12 protein-coding genes are annotated in these 14,055 nt (G+C 71.4%); 4 read left to right on the top strand and 8 right to left on the bottom strand.

All coding sequences use genetic code 11. The features are described 5' to 3' along the window. Positions 1-33 precede the first annotated feature (33 nt). From folE to dacB, 6 genes are all read right to left on the bottom strand, one after another. A complete protein-coding gene (gene folE / locus AB0I22_RS10745) occupies positions 34-639 on the bottom strand; it encodes a GTP cyclohydrolase I FolE (protein WP_363130393.1) in 606 nt (201 codons plus the stop codon). Positions 640-751: 112 nt separating this feature from the next. Beyond that, positions 752-2,749: an ATP-dependent zinc metalloprotease FtsH gene (gene ftsH / locus AB0I22_RS10740; RefSeq protein WP_363130344.1), complete on the bottom strand. Its 1,998-nt coding sequence runs from the start codon at positions 2,747-2,749 to the stop codon at positions 752-754. Between the two features lie 256 nt (positions 2,750-3,005). Then, positions 3,006-3,545: a hypoxanthine phosphoribosyltransferase gene (gene hpt / locus AB0I22_RS10735; protein ID WP_363130392.1), complete on the bottom strand. Its 540-nt coding sequence runs from the start codon at positions 3,543-3,545 to the stop codon at positions 3,006-3,008. Positions 3,546-3,624: 79 nt separating this feature from the next. After that, complete coding sequence (gene tilS / locus AB0I22_RS10730; RefSeq protein WP_363130343.1) at positions 3,625-4,716, bottom strand: tRNA lysidine(34) synthetase TilS; 1,092 nt, start codon at positions 4,714-4,716, stop codon at positions 3,625-3,627. Positions 4,717-4,900: 184 nt separating this feature from the next. Further along, a complete protein-coding gene (locus AB0I22_RS10725) occupies positions 4,901-6,031 on the bottom strand; it encodes a zinc-dependent metalloprotease (protein ID WP_363130342.1) in 1,131 nt (376 codons plus the stop codon). A 316-nt stretch (positions 6,032-6,347) separates the two neighbouring features. After that, complete coding sequence (dacB, locus tag AB0I22_RS10720) at positions 6,348-7,817, bottom strand: D-alanyl-D-alanine carboxypeptidase/D-alanyl-D-alanine-endopeptidase (protein ID WP_363130341.1); 1,470 nt, start codon at positions 7,815-7,817, stop codon at positions 6,348-6,350. Between the two features lie 86 nt (positions 7,818-7,903). Here dacB and AB0I22_RS10715 point away from each other — a divergent pair, with 86 nt between their 5' ends. Continuing rightward, positions 7,904-8,401, top strand: coding sequence for an inorganic diphosphatase (locus tag AB0I22_RS10715; protein ID WP_363130391.1), 498 nt, complete (start codon positions 7,904-7,906; stop codon positions 8,399-8,401). A 222-nt stretch (positions 8,402-8,623) separates the two neighbouring features. Here AB0I22_RS10715 and AB0I22_RS10710 read toward each other — a convergent pair whose 3' ends face one another. After that, positions 8,624-10,324, bottom strand: a complete 1,701-nt coding sequence (locus tag AB0I22_RS10710; RefSeq protein WP_363130340.1) for a threonine/serine exporter family protein — start codon at positions 10,322-10,324, stop codon at positions 8,624-8,626. Between the two features lie 165 nt (positions 10,325-10,489). Beyond that, positions 10,490-11,236 carry a VTT domain-containing protein gene (locus AB0I22_RS10705; RefSeq protein ID WP_363130339.1) on the bottom strand — a complete coding sequence of 249 codons (747 nt, stop codon included), beginning with the start codon at positions 11,234-11,236 and terminating at the stop codon, positions 10,490-10,492. A gap of 290 nt (positions 11,237-11,526) precedes the next feature. On the opposite strand from AB0I22_RS10705, the gene AB0I22_RS10700 reads away from it, so the two are divergent. The 3 genes from AB0I22_RS10700 (at position 11,527) to wrbA (ending at position 14,054) form a co-directional block, all read left to right on the top strand. Continuing rightward, positions 11,527-11,895 carry a YbjQ family protein gene (locus AB0I22_RS10700; protein WP_363130338.1) on the top strand — a complete coding sequence of 123 codons (369 nt, stop codon included), beginning with the start codon at positions 11,527-11,529 and terminating at the stop codon, positions 11,893-11,895. A 225-nt stretch (positions 11,896-12,120) separates the two neighbouring features. Further along, positions 12,121-13,176 (top strand): NAD(P)/FAD-dependent oxidoreductase, encoded by a 1,056-nt coding sequence (locus AB0I22_RS10695; RefSeq protein ID WP_363130337.1) that lies wholly within the window; start codon positions 12,121-12,123, stop codon positions 13,174-13,176. A gap of 239 nt (positions 13,177-13,415) precedes the next feature. Continuing rightward, positions 13,416-14,054, top strand: a complete 639-nt coding sequence (wrbA, locus tag AB0I22_RS10690; RefSeq protein WP_363130335.1) for an NAD(P)H:quinone oxidoreductase — start codon at positions 13,416-13,418, stop codon at positions 14,052-14,054. The last annotated feature ends 1 nt before the right edge of the window (position 14,055 follow it).

Raw genomic sequence — 14,055 nt, 5'->3', positions numbered from 1 at the left:
GACGGCCCTCACCGGCCGATGACGAGGCTCACCTCACCGGCCGATGATGAGGCTCATCGCCTCGGCGCGGGTCGCGGGGTCGCGCATCTGACCCCGCACCGCCGAGGTCAGCGTCTTGGCCCCGGGCTTGCGGATCCCCCGCATCGACATGCACATGTGCTCGCACTCGACCACCACGATCGCGCCGCGCGGCTCCAGGATCTCCATCAGCGAGTCCGCGATCTGCGTGGTCAGCCGTTCCTGGACCTGCGGGCGGCGGGCGAAGACGTCGACGAGACGGGCCAGCTTCGACAGCCCCGTGATCTTCCCGCTGGTCGCCGGGATGTAGCCGACGTGCGCCACCCCGTGAAATGGGACCAGGTGGTGCTCACAGGTCGAGAACACCTCGATGTCCCGCACCAGCACCATTTCGTCGTGCCCGAGATCGAACGTCGTCGTCAGCACGTCCTGCGGCTCCTGCCGCAGCCCCGCGAATATCTCCTTGTACGAACGCGCCACCCGCGCCGGCGTCTCCCGCAGCCCCTCCCGGTCCGGGTCCTCGCCGACCGCGATGAGCAGCTCACGGACGGCGTTCTCCGCACGCTTCTCGTCGAACTCGCCGACAGAGCGTTCGCCGTCCAACGTCACCGGGTCGGTCATGGTGCTGCCTCGTTCCTTGTCCGTCAGCGTGGGCACACAAGCGGGATGCCGCGCCCCCAGGCTAAAACCCTGGTGACGCGGCATCCATTCCGGGCCCCGTGGGGCCTCCGGGTCAGCTGTCCGGCCGGCTGTCCTCGGTCGGGAGGTCGACGCTCTCCACCGGCTGGGCGCCGTTGGACGGGGCCAGCTCCTTCGGGGAGAGGACCGGCGGGCGGGTCGAGGGCGTGCGGCGCGACGAACCGGTCCACGCGGGGCGGTTCGGGCGCTTCACGATGTGCTTGAAGACCTCGGCGAGCTCCTCCTTGTTCAGCGTCTCCTTCTCCAGGAGCGTCAGAACCAGGTTGTCGAGCACGTCGCGGTTCTCGACCAGGATCTCCCACGCCTCGTTGTGCGCGGTCTCGATGAGCTTCTTGACTTCCTCGTCGACCAGCGCGGCGACCTCTTCGGAGTAGTCGCGCTGGTGCCCCATCTCGCGGCCCAGGAAGGGCTCGGAGTTGTCGGAGCCGAACTTGATCGCGCCGAGCCGCTCGGTCATGCCGTACTGCGTGACCATCGCTCGCGCGGTGGCCGTGGCCTTCTCGATGTCGTTCGCGGCGCCCGTGGTCGGGTCGTGGAAGACGAGCTCCTCGGCGGCGCGCCCGCCCAGCATGTACGCGAGCTGGTCGAGCATCTCGTTGCGCGTGGTGGAGTACTTGTCCTCTTCCGGCAGCACCATGGTGTAGCCGAGCGCCCGCCCACGCGACAAGATCGTGATCTTGTGCACCGGGTCGGAGTTGGGCGAAGCCGCCGCGACCAGGGCGTGACCGCCCTCGTGATACGCGGTGATCTTCTTTTCCTTGTCCGACATGATCCGGGTCCGCTTCTGCGGTCCGGCCACGACGCGGTCGATCGCCTCGTCCAGCGCGTTGTTGTCGACCAGCTTCTTGTCGCTGCGGGCCGTCAGCAGCGCGGCCTCGTTCAGCACGTTGGAGAGGTCGGCGCCGGTGAAGCCGGGCGTGCGCCGGGCGACGGCCGACAGGTCGACGTCCGGGGCGACCGGCTTGCCCTTCTGGTGGACCTTGAGGATCTCCAGACGGCCCTGCATGTCCGGGCGGTCGACCGCGATCTGCCGGTCGAAGCGGCCGGGGCGCAGCAGCGCCGGGTCGAGGATGTCGGGCCGGTTCGTGGCGGCGATCAGGATGACGCCGCCCTTCACGTCGAAGCCGTCCATCTCCACGAGCAGCTGGTTCAGCGTCTGCTCGCGCTCGTCGTGACCGCCGCCGAGGCCCGCGCCGCGGTGCCGGCCGACGGCGTCGATCTCGTCGACGAAGACGATCGCCGGGGCGTTCGCCTTGGCCTGCTCGAACAGGTCGCGGACGCGCGAGGCGCCGACGCCGACGAACATCTCGACGAAGTCGGAGCCCGAGATCGAGTAGAACGGGACGCCCGCCTCGCCCGCGACGGCGCGCGCGAGCAGGGTCTTGCCCGTACCGGGCGGGCCGTACAGCAGAACACCCTTGGGGATCTTGGCGCCGACGGCCTGGAACTTCGCCGGCTCCTGGAGGAACTCCTTGATCTCGTGGAGCTCCTCGACCGCCTCGTCCGACCCCGCGACATCCGAGAAGGTCGTCTTGGGGGTGTCCTTGGTGATGAGCTTCGCCTTCGACTTCCCGAAGTTCATGACCCGGGAGCCGCCGCCCTGCATCTGATTCATCAGGAACAGGAACACGACGACGATGAGGACGAAGGGAAGCAGCGAGAGCAGCACGCCGATGAACGGGTTCTGCTTCGATGTCGAGATGTTGTAGCCGTCCGAGATGCTGTTCGCCTCGGACTTGGACTGCAGCGTTTTGGCGAGGTCGACGCCCTGGTCGCCGATGTAGTTCGCCTGGATCTTGTCGCTGCCCTTGACCTTCTGGCCGTCCTTGAGCTGGACCTTGATCTTGTTCTCGTCACCGGTCGTCAGCTCGGCCGATTTCACCAGGTCCTTGTCGATCGCCTGCACGACCTGACTGGTGTCCACCGACTTGTAGCCGCCGGACGAACCGACGACCTGCATCAACACGACCACGGCGAGGACGGCCAGCACGATCCACATGACCGGCCCACGGAAGTAGCGCTTCACGTCCATCCATACGGGGCGCGAGCGCCCCGTCCCTCCTGCCACAGTGAGGCACGGCAGCCCCTACGCGGGGGCGCCAGTGCGTGCGGTGATAGCTCGACCTTAGAAAAAGCTCGACCTTTGGAAATGACTGACCTTCGGACGGTACCCCAGCATTGTCACCCGACGCCGCCTCAGCCAGTCAACAAACCCGCCTTCCCATGCTCCAACGGCGGGATGCCGCGATGCGTTCCCGCGCGCGCCGGAGCGGTCCGGCAGGGGGTGCTCAGCCGCCGTAGACGTGCGGCGCGAGCGTGCCGACGAACGGCAGGTTGCGGTACTTCTCGTCGAAGTCGAGGCCGTATCCGACCACGAACTCGTTGGGGATGTCGAAGCCCACCCACTTCACGTCGATGGCGACCTTGGCCGCCTCCGGCTTGCGCAGCAGAGTGACGACGTTCAGCGACGCCGGCTCGCGCGAGCCGAGGTTCGACAGCAGCCAGGACAGCGTCAGGCCGGAGTCGATGATGTCCTCGACGATCAGAACGTGCTTGCCCTTGATGTCGGTGTCGAGGTCCTTGAGGATTCGCACGACACCCGAGGACTGGGTGCCCGCGCCGTACGAGGACACCGCCATCCAGTCCATCGTGATGGGGGTGGACAGCGTACGCGCGAGGTCCGCCATGACCATGACGGCGCCCTTGAGCACGCCGACGATCAGCACGTCCCTGCCCGCGTACTCCGCGTCGATCTTCGCGGCCAGCTCAGCCAGCTTCGCGTCGATCTCTTCTTTGGTGATGAGCACCGACTTGAGGTCGGTGCCCATGTCCTTGTCGTCCACCCGCGCCACTCTCGTTCGATTCAGGCTCGTCCGGCTTGCCGAGGCCCGTTCGCGCACCCGCGAATCAGCCCTGCCGGATAACCAGTCTGCCACCCTGCCTGCGGACCACGACGCGGCCGGGGAGGTTGATGGCCCCCTGACCCCGCCATCCGGTGATCAGCCGGTCGACTTCCTCGATGTGCCGGGCGAAGAGCGAGCCCGCCGGGGAGCCCGCCGAGATGGCCGCGCGGCGCAGCACCCGGCGGCGCACGGCGGCCGGCAGGCAGTAGAGCCGGGAGGTGTCGAGGTCGCCGCCCTCGGTCCGTACGGACTCCTCGGCGTCGGCGGCCCAGCCGTCCAGCGCGTCCGCGTCGTCGCGGGAGAGCTGGGCGGTGCGGGCCAGCGCCTCGACGACGCCCTTGCCGAGCGCTTTCTCCAGGACCGGCAGCGCTTCGTGCCGGACCCGGGAGCGGGTGAAGGCCGGGTCCGCGTTCTGCGGGTCGTCCCATACGGGCAGCGCCTGGACCAGGCAGGCGCGGCGGGCCGTCTGGCGGTCCAGGCTCAGGAAGGGGCGGCGGTAGCGGCGGCCGTCGCCGGAGGCCACGGCCATGCCGGACAGCGAGCGGGTCCCGGAGCCGCGGGCGAGGCCGAGGAGGACCGTCTCGGCCTGGTCGTCGCGGGTGTGGCCGAGCAGGACCGCCGCGGCGCCATGGCGCTCCGCGACGGCGTTCAGCGCGGCGTAGCGGGCGTCGCGGGCTGCGGCCTCGGGGCCGCCGTCCCGGCCGACGGTGACGGTGACGGACTCGACGGGGTCCAGTCCGATGGCGGTGAGGCGGGAGACGACCTCGGCGGCGCGGATGTCGGAGCCGTACTGGAGGCCGTGGTCGACGGTGACGCCGCCGGCCCGGATGCCGAGTTTGGGGGCCTCGAAGGCCAGGGCGGAGGCGAGTGCCATGGAGTCGGCGCCGCCGGAGCAGGCGACGAGGACGAGGGGTCGGCGGCCGGGGGCGGCCGGTGCCGGGCCGGCCGGTGCGGAGCCGGGGGCCTGTGGCGTCAGGGGCGCTCGGGGCGTCCGGGACGCTTGCGGGGCGGGGTGACCGGTGAGGTCGTTGAGGACGTCGTGGAGTACGCGGCGGACCGCCAGGCGTATCGCGGCGACCGCTGGATGGGGACCCATGTCCGTTTCCAATCGTTCAATTGGAGATGCCTCGGAGCGGATGAGCTTCGAGCCTCAGTCACGCTGAGTGTGTAGATGGTGACAGAAGCGAGCTGCTCCCCGAGCATCGCACGCCCGCCCACCGCTCACGGTCCCTCGGACGGGTGATTACAGGGGGCGTTCTCCTGCCGGAGGCGTCCCCGATTCACGACTCTGCTTTACGGTGCACCCTCGCGACCCAGTCCGCCGGTTTGGCGATCTCCGCCTTGGTCGGGAGTGTGTTCGGGGACGTCCAGACCCGGTTGAATCCATCCATTCCGACCTCGTCCACGACGGCCCGTACGAACCGCTCCCCGTCCCGGTACTGCCGGAGCTTGGCGTCGAGGCCCAGCAGTTTGCGCAGCGCCGCGTCGAGCCGGCCGGCCCCGCTGGCGCGCCGCCGCTGGAACTTCTCGCGGATCTCGGCGACCGAGGGCACCACATCCGGCCCGACGCCGTCCATCACGTAGTCCGCGTGCCCCTCCAGCAGGGACATCACCGCGGTGAGCCGGGCCAGGATCTCGCGCTGGGCCGGGGTCTGGACCAGCTCCACGATGGAGCGTCCGCCGCTCTCCTCGCCGTCGTCGGGCCGGTTGCCGGTCAGCGACTGGGCGGCCTCGCGGAAGCGCTCCAGGAGCGTCGCCGGATCGACCTCGGTCTCGCCGAGGAACGACTGGATCTCGCCCTCGATGTGGTCGCGCAGCCAGGGCACGGCCGTGAACTGCGTGCGGTGCGTCTCCTCGTGCAGGCAGACCCAGAGCCGGAAGTCGTGCGGGTCCACCTCCAGCTCCCGCTCGACGTGGACGATGTTCGGCGCGACGAGCAGCAGCCGCCCGCCGCCCGTGACCGACCCGGGCAGGTCGCGGGTGGCCGGCGCGAAGGTCTCGTACTGGCCGAGCACCCGGGAGGCGAGGAAGGACAGCAGCATGCCCAGCTCCACGCCGGTCACCTTGCCGCCGACGGCGCCGAGCACGGCCCCGCCGGGCACGTTGCCGCGGCGCTCCTGCATCTTCTCCAGCAGCGGCTTCAGCACCGCGCGGAACCCGGCGACGTTGGCCCTGATCCAGCCCGCCCGGTCCACGACGAGGACCGGGGTGTCGGCCCCGTCGTCGCCCGCCGGAACCATCCGGGTGAACGCCCGGACGTGCTCCTCGGAGGACTTGGCGTGCCTGCGCAGCTCGGCGACGATGGCCCGCGCCTCGTCGCGGCTCACCTCGGGCCCCGGCCTCACCAGCCGGGTCGCGGTCGCCACCGCGAGATTCCAGTCGACCATCTCCGCACCACCGATGCTCGTCATGACTTCACCGTACGTGGCCGTCCGGCGGTGGGACAGCGAATGGGTGCGTTCGCCCCACCGGGCCACATCGGGGCGGGCCGCACGGACCCCACCGGGACGGGCTGCGTGGGCCTCGTCGGGACGGGTCGCATGGGCCTCGCGGGGAGGGCGGCGTGGGCCTCATCAGGAGGGTGGCACGGGGTGGCACGGACCCATCGGGGCGGGCCGCATCGGGCCTCGTAGCGGCTGGTCCGCGCCGGGCGGTCGCTTCGGTACGGGTCGTCGGTACGGCCCGCGCCGGACCGTCAGTACGCGCCCGCCCGGCCACCCGCCGAGGTCACCGGCAGCCGCAGTTGGCCACCGCCGACGCGAGCCGGTCCAGGGAGTGCTGGGCGGCGTTCCCGGAGGACGCGCCGCGGGTCATGAAGGCGAAGGCCATGAGCCGTCCGTCGGCGTCCACGGCCATGCCCGCCAGCGTGTTCACGCCGGTCAGGGTGCCGGTCTTGGCCCGTACGACGCCCCGGCCGGGCGAGTCCTGGTCGTAGCGGTCGCGCAGGGTGCCGCTGAATCCGGCGATGGGCAGGCCGGACAGGACGGAGCGCAGCTCCGGGCGGCGCGGGTCGGCGGCCCGTACGAGCACCTGGGCGAGGAGCGCCGGGGAGGCCCGGTCGTCGCGGTCGAGGCCGCTGCCGTCGGCGATGTGGATGCCGTCCAGCGGCAGTCCGAGGGTGCGCAGCTGCGCGGTGACGGCCTCGGAGGCGCCCGCGAAACTCGCGGGGCGGCCCTTGGCGAGGGCGGTCTGCCGGGCGAGCGCCTCGGCGATGTCGTTGTCGCTGTTGGTGAGGGCCCGCTCGACGAGGGCGGACAGCGGCATGGACTCGACGGCGGCGACCCGTTCGGCCTTCGCGTCGGCCTTGGCGGCGGACGGGTCGCCGTCCACCGCGATGCCGCGGTCGCGGAGCATCGAGGCGAAGGTGTCGGCGGCGGCGCGGGCGGGGTCGGCGAAGCGGTCGGCGGGGCCGTGGTCGGAGTCGTTCCGCCGGCCTTCGTCGGCCATGAGGGAGGTGACGAGGGCGACGTTCTCGTTGAGTCCTATGGGGTGCCGGGCGGGGCCGGAGTAGCGCGAGGTGTCGTAGCCGAGCCGGATCTTGCGGGTGCCGCGGGCCTTGAGCGTACGGGCCGTGTCGTCGGCCAGCGTCCGCAGGCTGGCGGGGGTCTGGCTGCCCAGTCCGGCCTTCACGGCGTGCGCGGTCAGGGTCGGGTCGCCGCCGCCGACCAGGACGATGCCGTCCTTGCCGCGTACGACGGTGGTCGGGATGCGGTGATCGGGGCCGAGCGCGGAGAGGGCGGCGACGGCGACGGCGGGCTTGATGGTGGAGGCGGGGGTGGACACGTCGCCCTGGCCGGAACCGAACAGCTGCTTACCCGTCGCGACGTCCACGACGGAGGCCGACGGCTTCGAGCCCAGCGCGTCGTCCTTCAGCAGCGGTTCGAGGGTGTCGGCGAGGCCGGTGCCGGTGGGCGGCGGCACGGCCTCCGTGCCGTCGGCCGTCCCCAGCCCGGCGAGCACGGGGGGCGCGCCGGCGGGGTGCTTGGAGTGATTCTCGCCACCCGCGGCCGGCCCGGCGGCGGCGTGCGCGCGTTCGGCCGTGCGCTGCCCGGAGTCCCAGGGGCCGGCGAGCGCGACCGCTCCGCCCGCGGCGAACAGGCCGATCACAGCGGCCGCGGCCGTGTACCGCCATGTCGCCCGTTGGGCCTTGGTGGCGTCCTGCCACCACCTGATCTGCCACGATCTGGCCTCGGTCACCTCGGACCAGCCCCTTTCGCCACCACACACCTGCGTGGGGGACACTTAATCACCAGACGTATGTGTTGATCATGGAGGAGCCACCCGTGGAGTTCGACGTCACCATCGAGATCCCGAAGGGTTCGCGGAACAAGTACGAGGTGGACCATGAGACCGGTCGCATCCGCCTCGACCGTCGACTCTTCACCTCGACCAGCTACCCGGCCGACTACGGCTTCGTGGAGAACACGCTCGGTGAGGACGGCGACCCGCTGGACGCGCTGGTCATCCTCGACGAGCCGACGTTCCCCGGCTGCCTCATCAAGTGCCGCGCCATCGGCATGTTCCGGATGACGGACGAGGCCGGCGGCGACGACAAGCTGCTGTGCGTCCCGGCGTCGGACCCGCGCGTGGAGCACCTGCGTGACATCCACCACGTCTCGGAGTTCGACCGCCTGGAGATCCAGCACTTCTTCGAGGTCTACAAGGACCTGGAGCCCGGCAAGTCCGTCGAGGGCGCCGACTGGGTGGGCCGCACGGAGGCCGAGGCGGAGATCGAGGCGTCCTACAAGCGCCTTGAGGCCGCGGGCGGCTCGCACCACTGAGCGGGTTTTTCAACGGTACGCGCGCGGGGCGCGGCGCTTTCACGAGCGCCGCGCCCCGCGCGCGTATGGCGGTACGTACGCCCGTAAACGCCGGGGAGTACGTACGCCCGTACGCGCAGGGGCACGGGAACGGGAGCACCCGGGCCCGTACGCGCCGGAGCGCACGGATACGGGAGCCCGTACGCCCGTACGCGCCCGAACGGGGTTTGAAACGCGAGTGGCTCAGAAGCCGCGGGTGCGCTTGGCGGCGCGGCGGCCCGCGCCGACCGCCTCCACGCCGGGGGCGCGCAGGAACAGCCGGGCCACCTCGCCGCCGAGGTTCACGCCGACGGCGATGGCCAGGGCCAGCGAGGCGGCCTTGATCAGTGAGGCGACGCCGGGGCCCAGGTCGCCGCGGGCGAAGTTGAGCAGCCCGTAGTAGGTCGCGCTGCCGGGCAGCAGGGGGCCGATGGCCGCGGTGACGTACGGCAGCGCGGACGCGTAGCGGTAGCGGGAGAGCAGCTGGCCGAAGAGGCCGACGACGCCGGCCGCGATGGTGGTGGCGGCCACCGGGTTGAGCTTCGGGTCGGCGACGTTGGCGAGCGAACCGAAGACGATCCAGGCGATGCCGCCGTTGAAGGTCGCGAACAGCACGGTGTGACGTTCCTGCTGGAGCAGGACGCAGAAGGACAGGGCCAGCAGCATCGACGCGATGATCTGCACGACAGGCACGTCGTACTGGCGCAGCGCCTGTTCGGGGTTGAGCCGCGGGCTGAACTGAAGCCCGCAGTAGAGCACGGTGAGCACTCCTATGACGATGCCGACGATCAGGTACATGACCTCCAGGAGGCGGGCGGAGGCGGTGATGTAATAGCCCGTCAGCCCGTCCTGTACGCCCGCGACCAGCGCTCTTCCGGGGATCAGCGCGAAGAGCCCACCGGTGATGACGGCGGACACCTGCACGTCGGCGTGGGCGATGCTGAGCGTCATGCCCATCGCGGCGGGCGGCATGGCCGCGACCACGAACTGGTAGAACTCGGGCAGCCCGCGCCCCGACGCCAGCCACGCCAGCCGGTCGCCGAGCATCGCGCCGACGGCCGCCGCGACGAAGACGAGGGCGTCGCCGCCGACGAGCATGCTCGCCGCGCCCGCCAGCGTCCCGGAGGCGACGGTGAGCGCCCAGCCGGGGTACGGGTGTCGGTTGCGCCGTATCTCGGCGAGGCCCCGGTACGCCTCCTCCAGGGTGAGCCCGCGCGAGGTGATGGCGGCGACGAGGCGGTAGACGGCGGAGAGCCGGGTGTAGTCCACGCCGCGCCGGCGCACGGTCCGGCTGGCGGTCAGCGGGTCGTCGACCAGCGAGGGCTGGTACGAGATCGACAGCAGCGTGAAGGTGACGGTGGGCTCGATGCGTTCGAGCCCGTAGGCGTGCGCGACGCCGAACATGGCCGCTTCCACGTCCTCGGCGCCCTCGCCGCCCGCGAGCAGGATCTCGCCGATGCGCAGCGTGAGGTCGAGGACGCGCGGGATCGCGGGCCCGGACTCGTCCTGCTTGTCGACGCGCTCGGGCACGGGCCGCTCGCTGACCGGCATCCGCAGCATGGTGCGCATCCGGTCCTGCCAGGGGACCTCCTTGGTCAGCTGGACCATGGGGATGCCGTGCGGCGGGGTGAAGGCGGGGAAGAGCGTGCCCTGGGTCGTACTGGCGCTGGGCGTGGTGCCGGCCGGGGCGGTGAAGGCGGAGCCCTCGGGCTCGGGTTCCGGCTCGACGGCGAGGCCCTTGGGGAGGGCGAACTCGGAGGTGGGGTGCTCGTCCTCGGGCGGCGGCGGTATCGGGATGCCGAGCGGCGACGTGAACGCGCTGCCCGCCTCGTCCGACTGCGGCTTGCGGTCCTCGGGTGCCTCGGCCTCCGAGCCGCTGTCGCCACGCTGCCGTTCCGCCACCACTCGCTCCTTGCCCGCCTCCTGACTGCTGTCAGGGACACGATGCCTGATCCCCGGCCTGTTTTCCTCACTCGGGGGGCAATGGAACGGTAAGACAGGGGCGTACGGGGCGGGGGATGTCGGCTGGTGAAGCGGGGGCGGAGCGGGGCGGCGGCTTCCGGCCGGGCGTCAGCGCTTGGCGTGTCGCCCGCGCCCGGTGGACGGCGGAGCGGCCGGCGGCTGGGCGTCCGGGAAGCCGGCCGACGCCCCCGCCGATGAGGCCGACGCGTTGGCGACGCCCGCGGCGGCGGCCTTCTTGGACTTGGAACGGGCCCGCAGGAACTCGATCGCGATCGGCACCACGGAGATCAGCACGATGAGGACGAGCATCGCCTCGATGTTCTTGTGGACCAGCTCGATGCCGCCGAGACCCGCGCCGAGCAGGGTCACGCCCACGCCCCACAGCGTGCCGCCGATGATGTTGAAGGTGATGAACGAGCGGTAGTTCATCCGGCTCACGCCCGCGATGATCGGCGTGAAGGTACGGACGATCGGCACGAAACGGGCGAGCACCAGCGACTTGGGCCCGTACTTCTCGAAGAATTCGTGGGCCTTCTCCACGTTCTCCTGTTTGAAGAGCTTGGAGTCGGGTCGCTTGAACAGCGCCGGTCCGACCTTCCGGCCGAAGAGATACCCGGCCTGGTCGCCGAGGACCGCCGCGAGGGCGACGAGCAGGCAGACCACCCACAGCGGGGTGGACAGCTTGCCCGTGGTCACCAGCAGCCCGGCGGTGAACAGCAGCGAGTCCCCCGGCAGGAAGAAGCCGATGAGCAGGCCGGACTCGGCGAAGACGATGACCAGGAGGCCGATCAGACCGACCTTGTCGATCAGAAAGTCCGGGTCCAGCCACTGAGGGCCGAGCGCGAGAGTCATCACGGGTGAAGGGCTCCTGGGTCGAGGGCTCAGGCTCGTGCGAGGCCCGGCCGCAGGCGAAGGGGCATGACTGGTGTGTGCAGTGTGCGGCCCAAAGCTATCAACGCCCACCGGGCCGCCTTGGTTCCAGCCGGGTTCCGGCTGGAACCCGGCTGGGGTCCGTACGGCTTCCGGCTGGGGTCCGTACGGTCTCCGCCCGGCATCCGGCCGACATCCGGCCGGTGCGAAGGGCCGTTGGAGGGGATGCGGGAACGGCGGCGTGCGGCGAGCATGTCCGGCAGGAGGTGGATGCGATGGGCATCGAGGAATTCGGCGGCGGTCAGCAGCAGAAGTCCGACGTACTGGTGGTGACCACGAATGACGTCCCCGGCTACCACGTGGAGCGGGTCATCGGAGAGGTCTTCGGGCTGACGGTGCGCTCGCGCCACCTGGGCAGCCAGATCGGCGCCGGGCTCAAGTCGCTGGTCGGCGGCGAGCTGCGGGGCCTGACGAAGACGCTGGTCGAGACCCGCAACCAGGCCATGGACCGGCTGGTGGAGCAGGCGAAGGCACGGGGCGCGAACGCGGTGCTGATGTTCCGTTTCGATGTGACGGAAGCGGCTGATGTGGGCACGGAGGTGTGCGCGTACGGCACGGCTGTGGTGATCACGCCCAAGGGGTGAGCGGGGCCGGGGGCTGAGCACGCCGTTGCTGAAGGGGGCGGGTCCGCGGACCCGCCCCCACCGCTTTGCGGATGCCCGCGCGCACGAAAACGCCGGCCAACAAGGCTCGATCGCGCCGTACGCGGCCGTAAATCGCTCCCCGGGGAGGCGTCCTCGGTCAGGGAGGCGCACCCTCCGCTTTGCGGTAACGGCAACAGGGTTTGCCGTCGCAACGGCCGCGGGCGCATGGTCCCCGTAAAGGAGAAGGAGGTGGTCACGGTGACCGATCAATTGATGGACGGCTATGACGTAGTGGTGATCGGCGGCGGCGCCGCCGGCCTGAGCGGGGCGCTGACGCTGGCCCGGGCCCGGCGTTCGGTGCTGGTGATAGACGGGGGCGCGCCGCGCAACGCGCCGGCTGCCGGCGTGCACGGACTGCTGGCCCTGGACGGCATCCCGCCGGCCGAGCTGCTGGAGCGCGGCCGGGCAGACGCCCGCCGCTACGGCGCGCAGGTGATAACCGGCGAGGTCGCGGACGCGCGGCGCGTCGAGGGCGGGACTGATGGGACTGACGGGCCCTGCGGGCCTGACGCGGCCTACGGGTTCGAGGTGACGACGGCCGACGGGCGTACGGTCCGAGCGCGCCGGCTGCTGGTCGCCACCGGCCTGGTCGACGAGCTGCCGGACGTGGCGGGGCTGCGCGAACGCTGGGGCCGGGACGTGCTGCACTGCCCGTACTGCCACGGCTGGGAGGTCCGCGACCAGGCGATCGGCGTGCTGGCGAGCGGGCCGATGGCGATGCACCAAGTGCTGCTCGTCCGGCAGTGGAGCGACGACATCACGTTCTTCACCCACACCATGCCGGAGCCGTCCGACGAGGAGGCGGAGCAGTTGGCCGCCCGCGGCATCAGGGTCGTGAACGGCGAGGTGGCCGCCCTGGAGGTCGCGGAGGACCGGCTCACGGGGGTGCGGCTGGCCGACGGGACGGTCGTCGCCCGCGAGGCGCTGGTGGTCGGGCCGCGGATGGCGGCGCGAGCCGGTTTCCTCGCCTCGCTGGGGCTGCGGACCGCGGAGCACCCCGCCGGGATCGGCACGTATCTGCCGACGGAAACGGGCGGCCGTACGGACGTGCCCGGGGTGTGGGCCGCGGGCAACGTCATCGATCCGTCCACCCAGGTCGGCATGGCCGCGGCGGCGGGCGCGGGCGCGGCCGTGCAGATCAACGCCGAGCTGGTCGCCGAGGACACCCGGCTGGCCGTGGCCGCCCACCGGGCGGCGCTCGCGCCGGAGCCGGCTCGCTAGTCCTTGTCGCCGGAGGGGCTGCTGGAGGGACCGCTGGAGGAACCCCTGGGGCACCCCGCCGGAGGCACCGCTGAGGGGCCCGCGCACGCCGCGTTCGGGCCCCGCGGCGGACGCGCCGAACCCCGCCCATGCCCGTATTGTCGCGATCGTGTACGAGCGCGCGCGTCGCCGATCGGGTACGGGCGTACGCGCGCGCTACCGAGGCACCGCAGGGCCGCCGGCCCCCAGGAGGCAACCGCATGGCCACTCCCGTGAACGTAGCCGTCATCTACTACTCCGCCACCGGCACCGTCGCCGCCCTCGCCCGGCAGATCGCGGACGACGCCGAGCGGGCGGGCGCCCAGGTCCGGCTGCGCCGGGCGGCGGAGCTGGCCCCGCAGGCGGCCATCGACTCGAATCCGGCGTGGGCCGAGAACGCCGCGGCCACCGCCGGCATCCCCGAGGTCGCCCCCGACGACATGCTCTGGGCGGATGCCGTGATCTTCGGCTCGCCCACCCGCTACGGCAATATCGCCTCGCAGCTCAAGCAGTTCATCGACACGCTCGGCGGGCTCTGGCAGGAGGGCAAGCTGGCCGACAAGGTCTACAGCGGCTTCACCGCCAGCGCCACGAAGCACGGCGGCCAGGAATCGACGCTGCTCGCCCTCTACAACACGGTCCACCACTTCGGCGGCATCCTCGTGGCCCCCGGCTACACGGACCCGACGAAGTTCGCCGACGGCAATCCGTACGGCACCTCGCATGTCGGCGGCCCGGACACGCCCGTGGACGAGGAGGCCCGTACCGCGGCCCGTATCCAGGCGGAGCGGGTGGTGAAGTTCACCCGTGCCATCAAGGACGGGCTGGCCGGGGCCGCCGGGCTTGCCGCGCGGGATTGAC

The sequence above is a fragment of the Streptomyces sp. NPDC050610 genome, from assembly GCF_040654875.1.
Taxonomy (GTDB): Bacteria; Actinomycetota; Actinomycetes; order Streptomycetales; family Streptomycetaceae; genus Streptomyces.
This window is presented reverse-complemented; position numbering and strand designations above follow the sequence as displayed.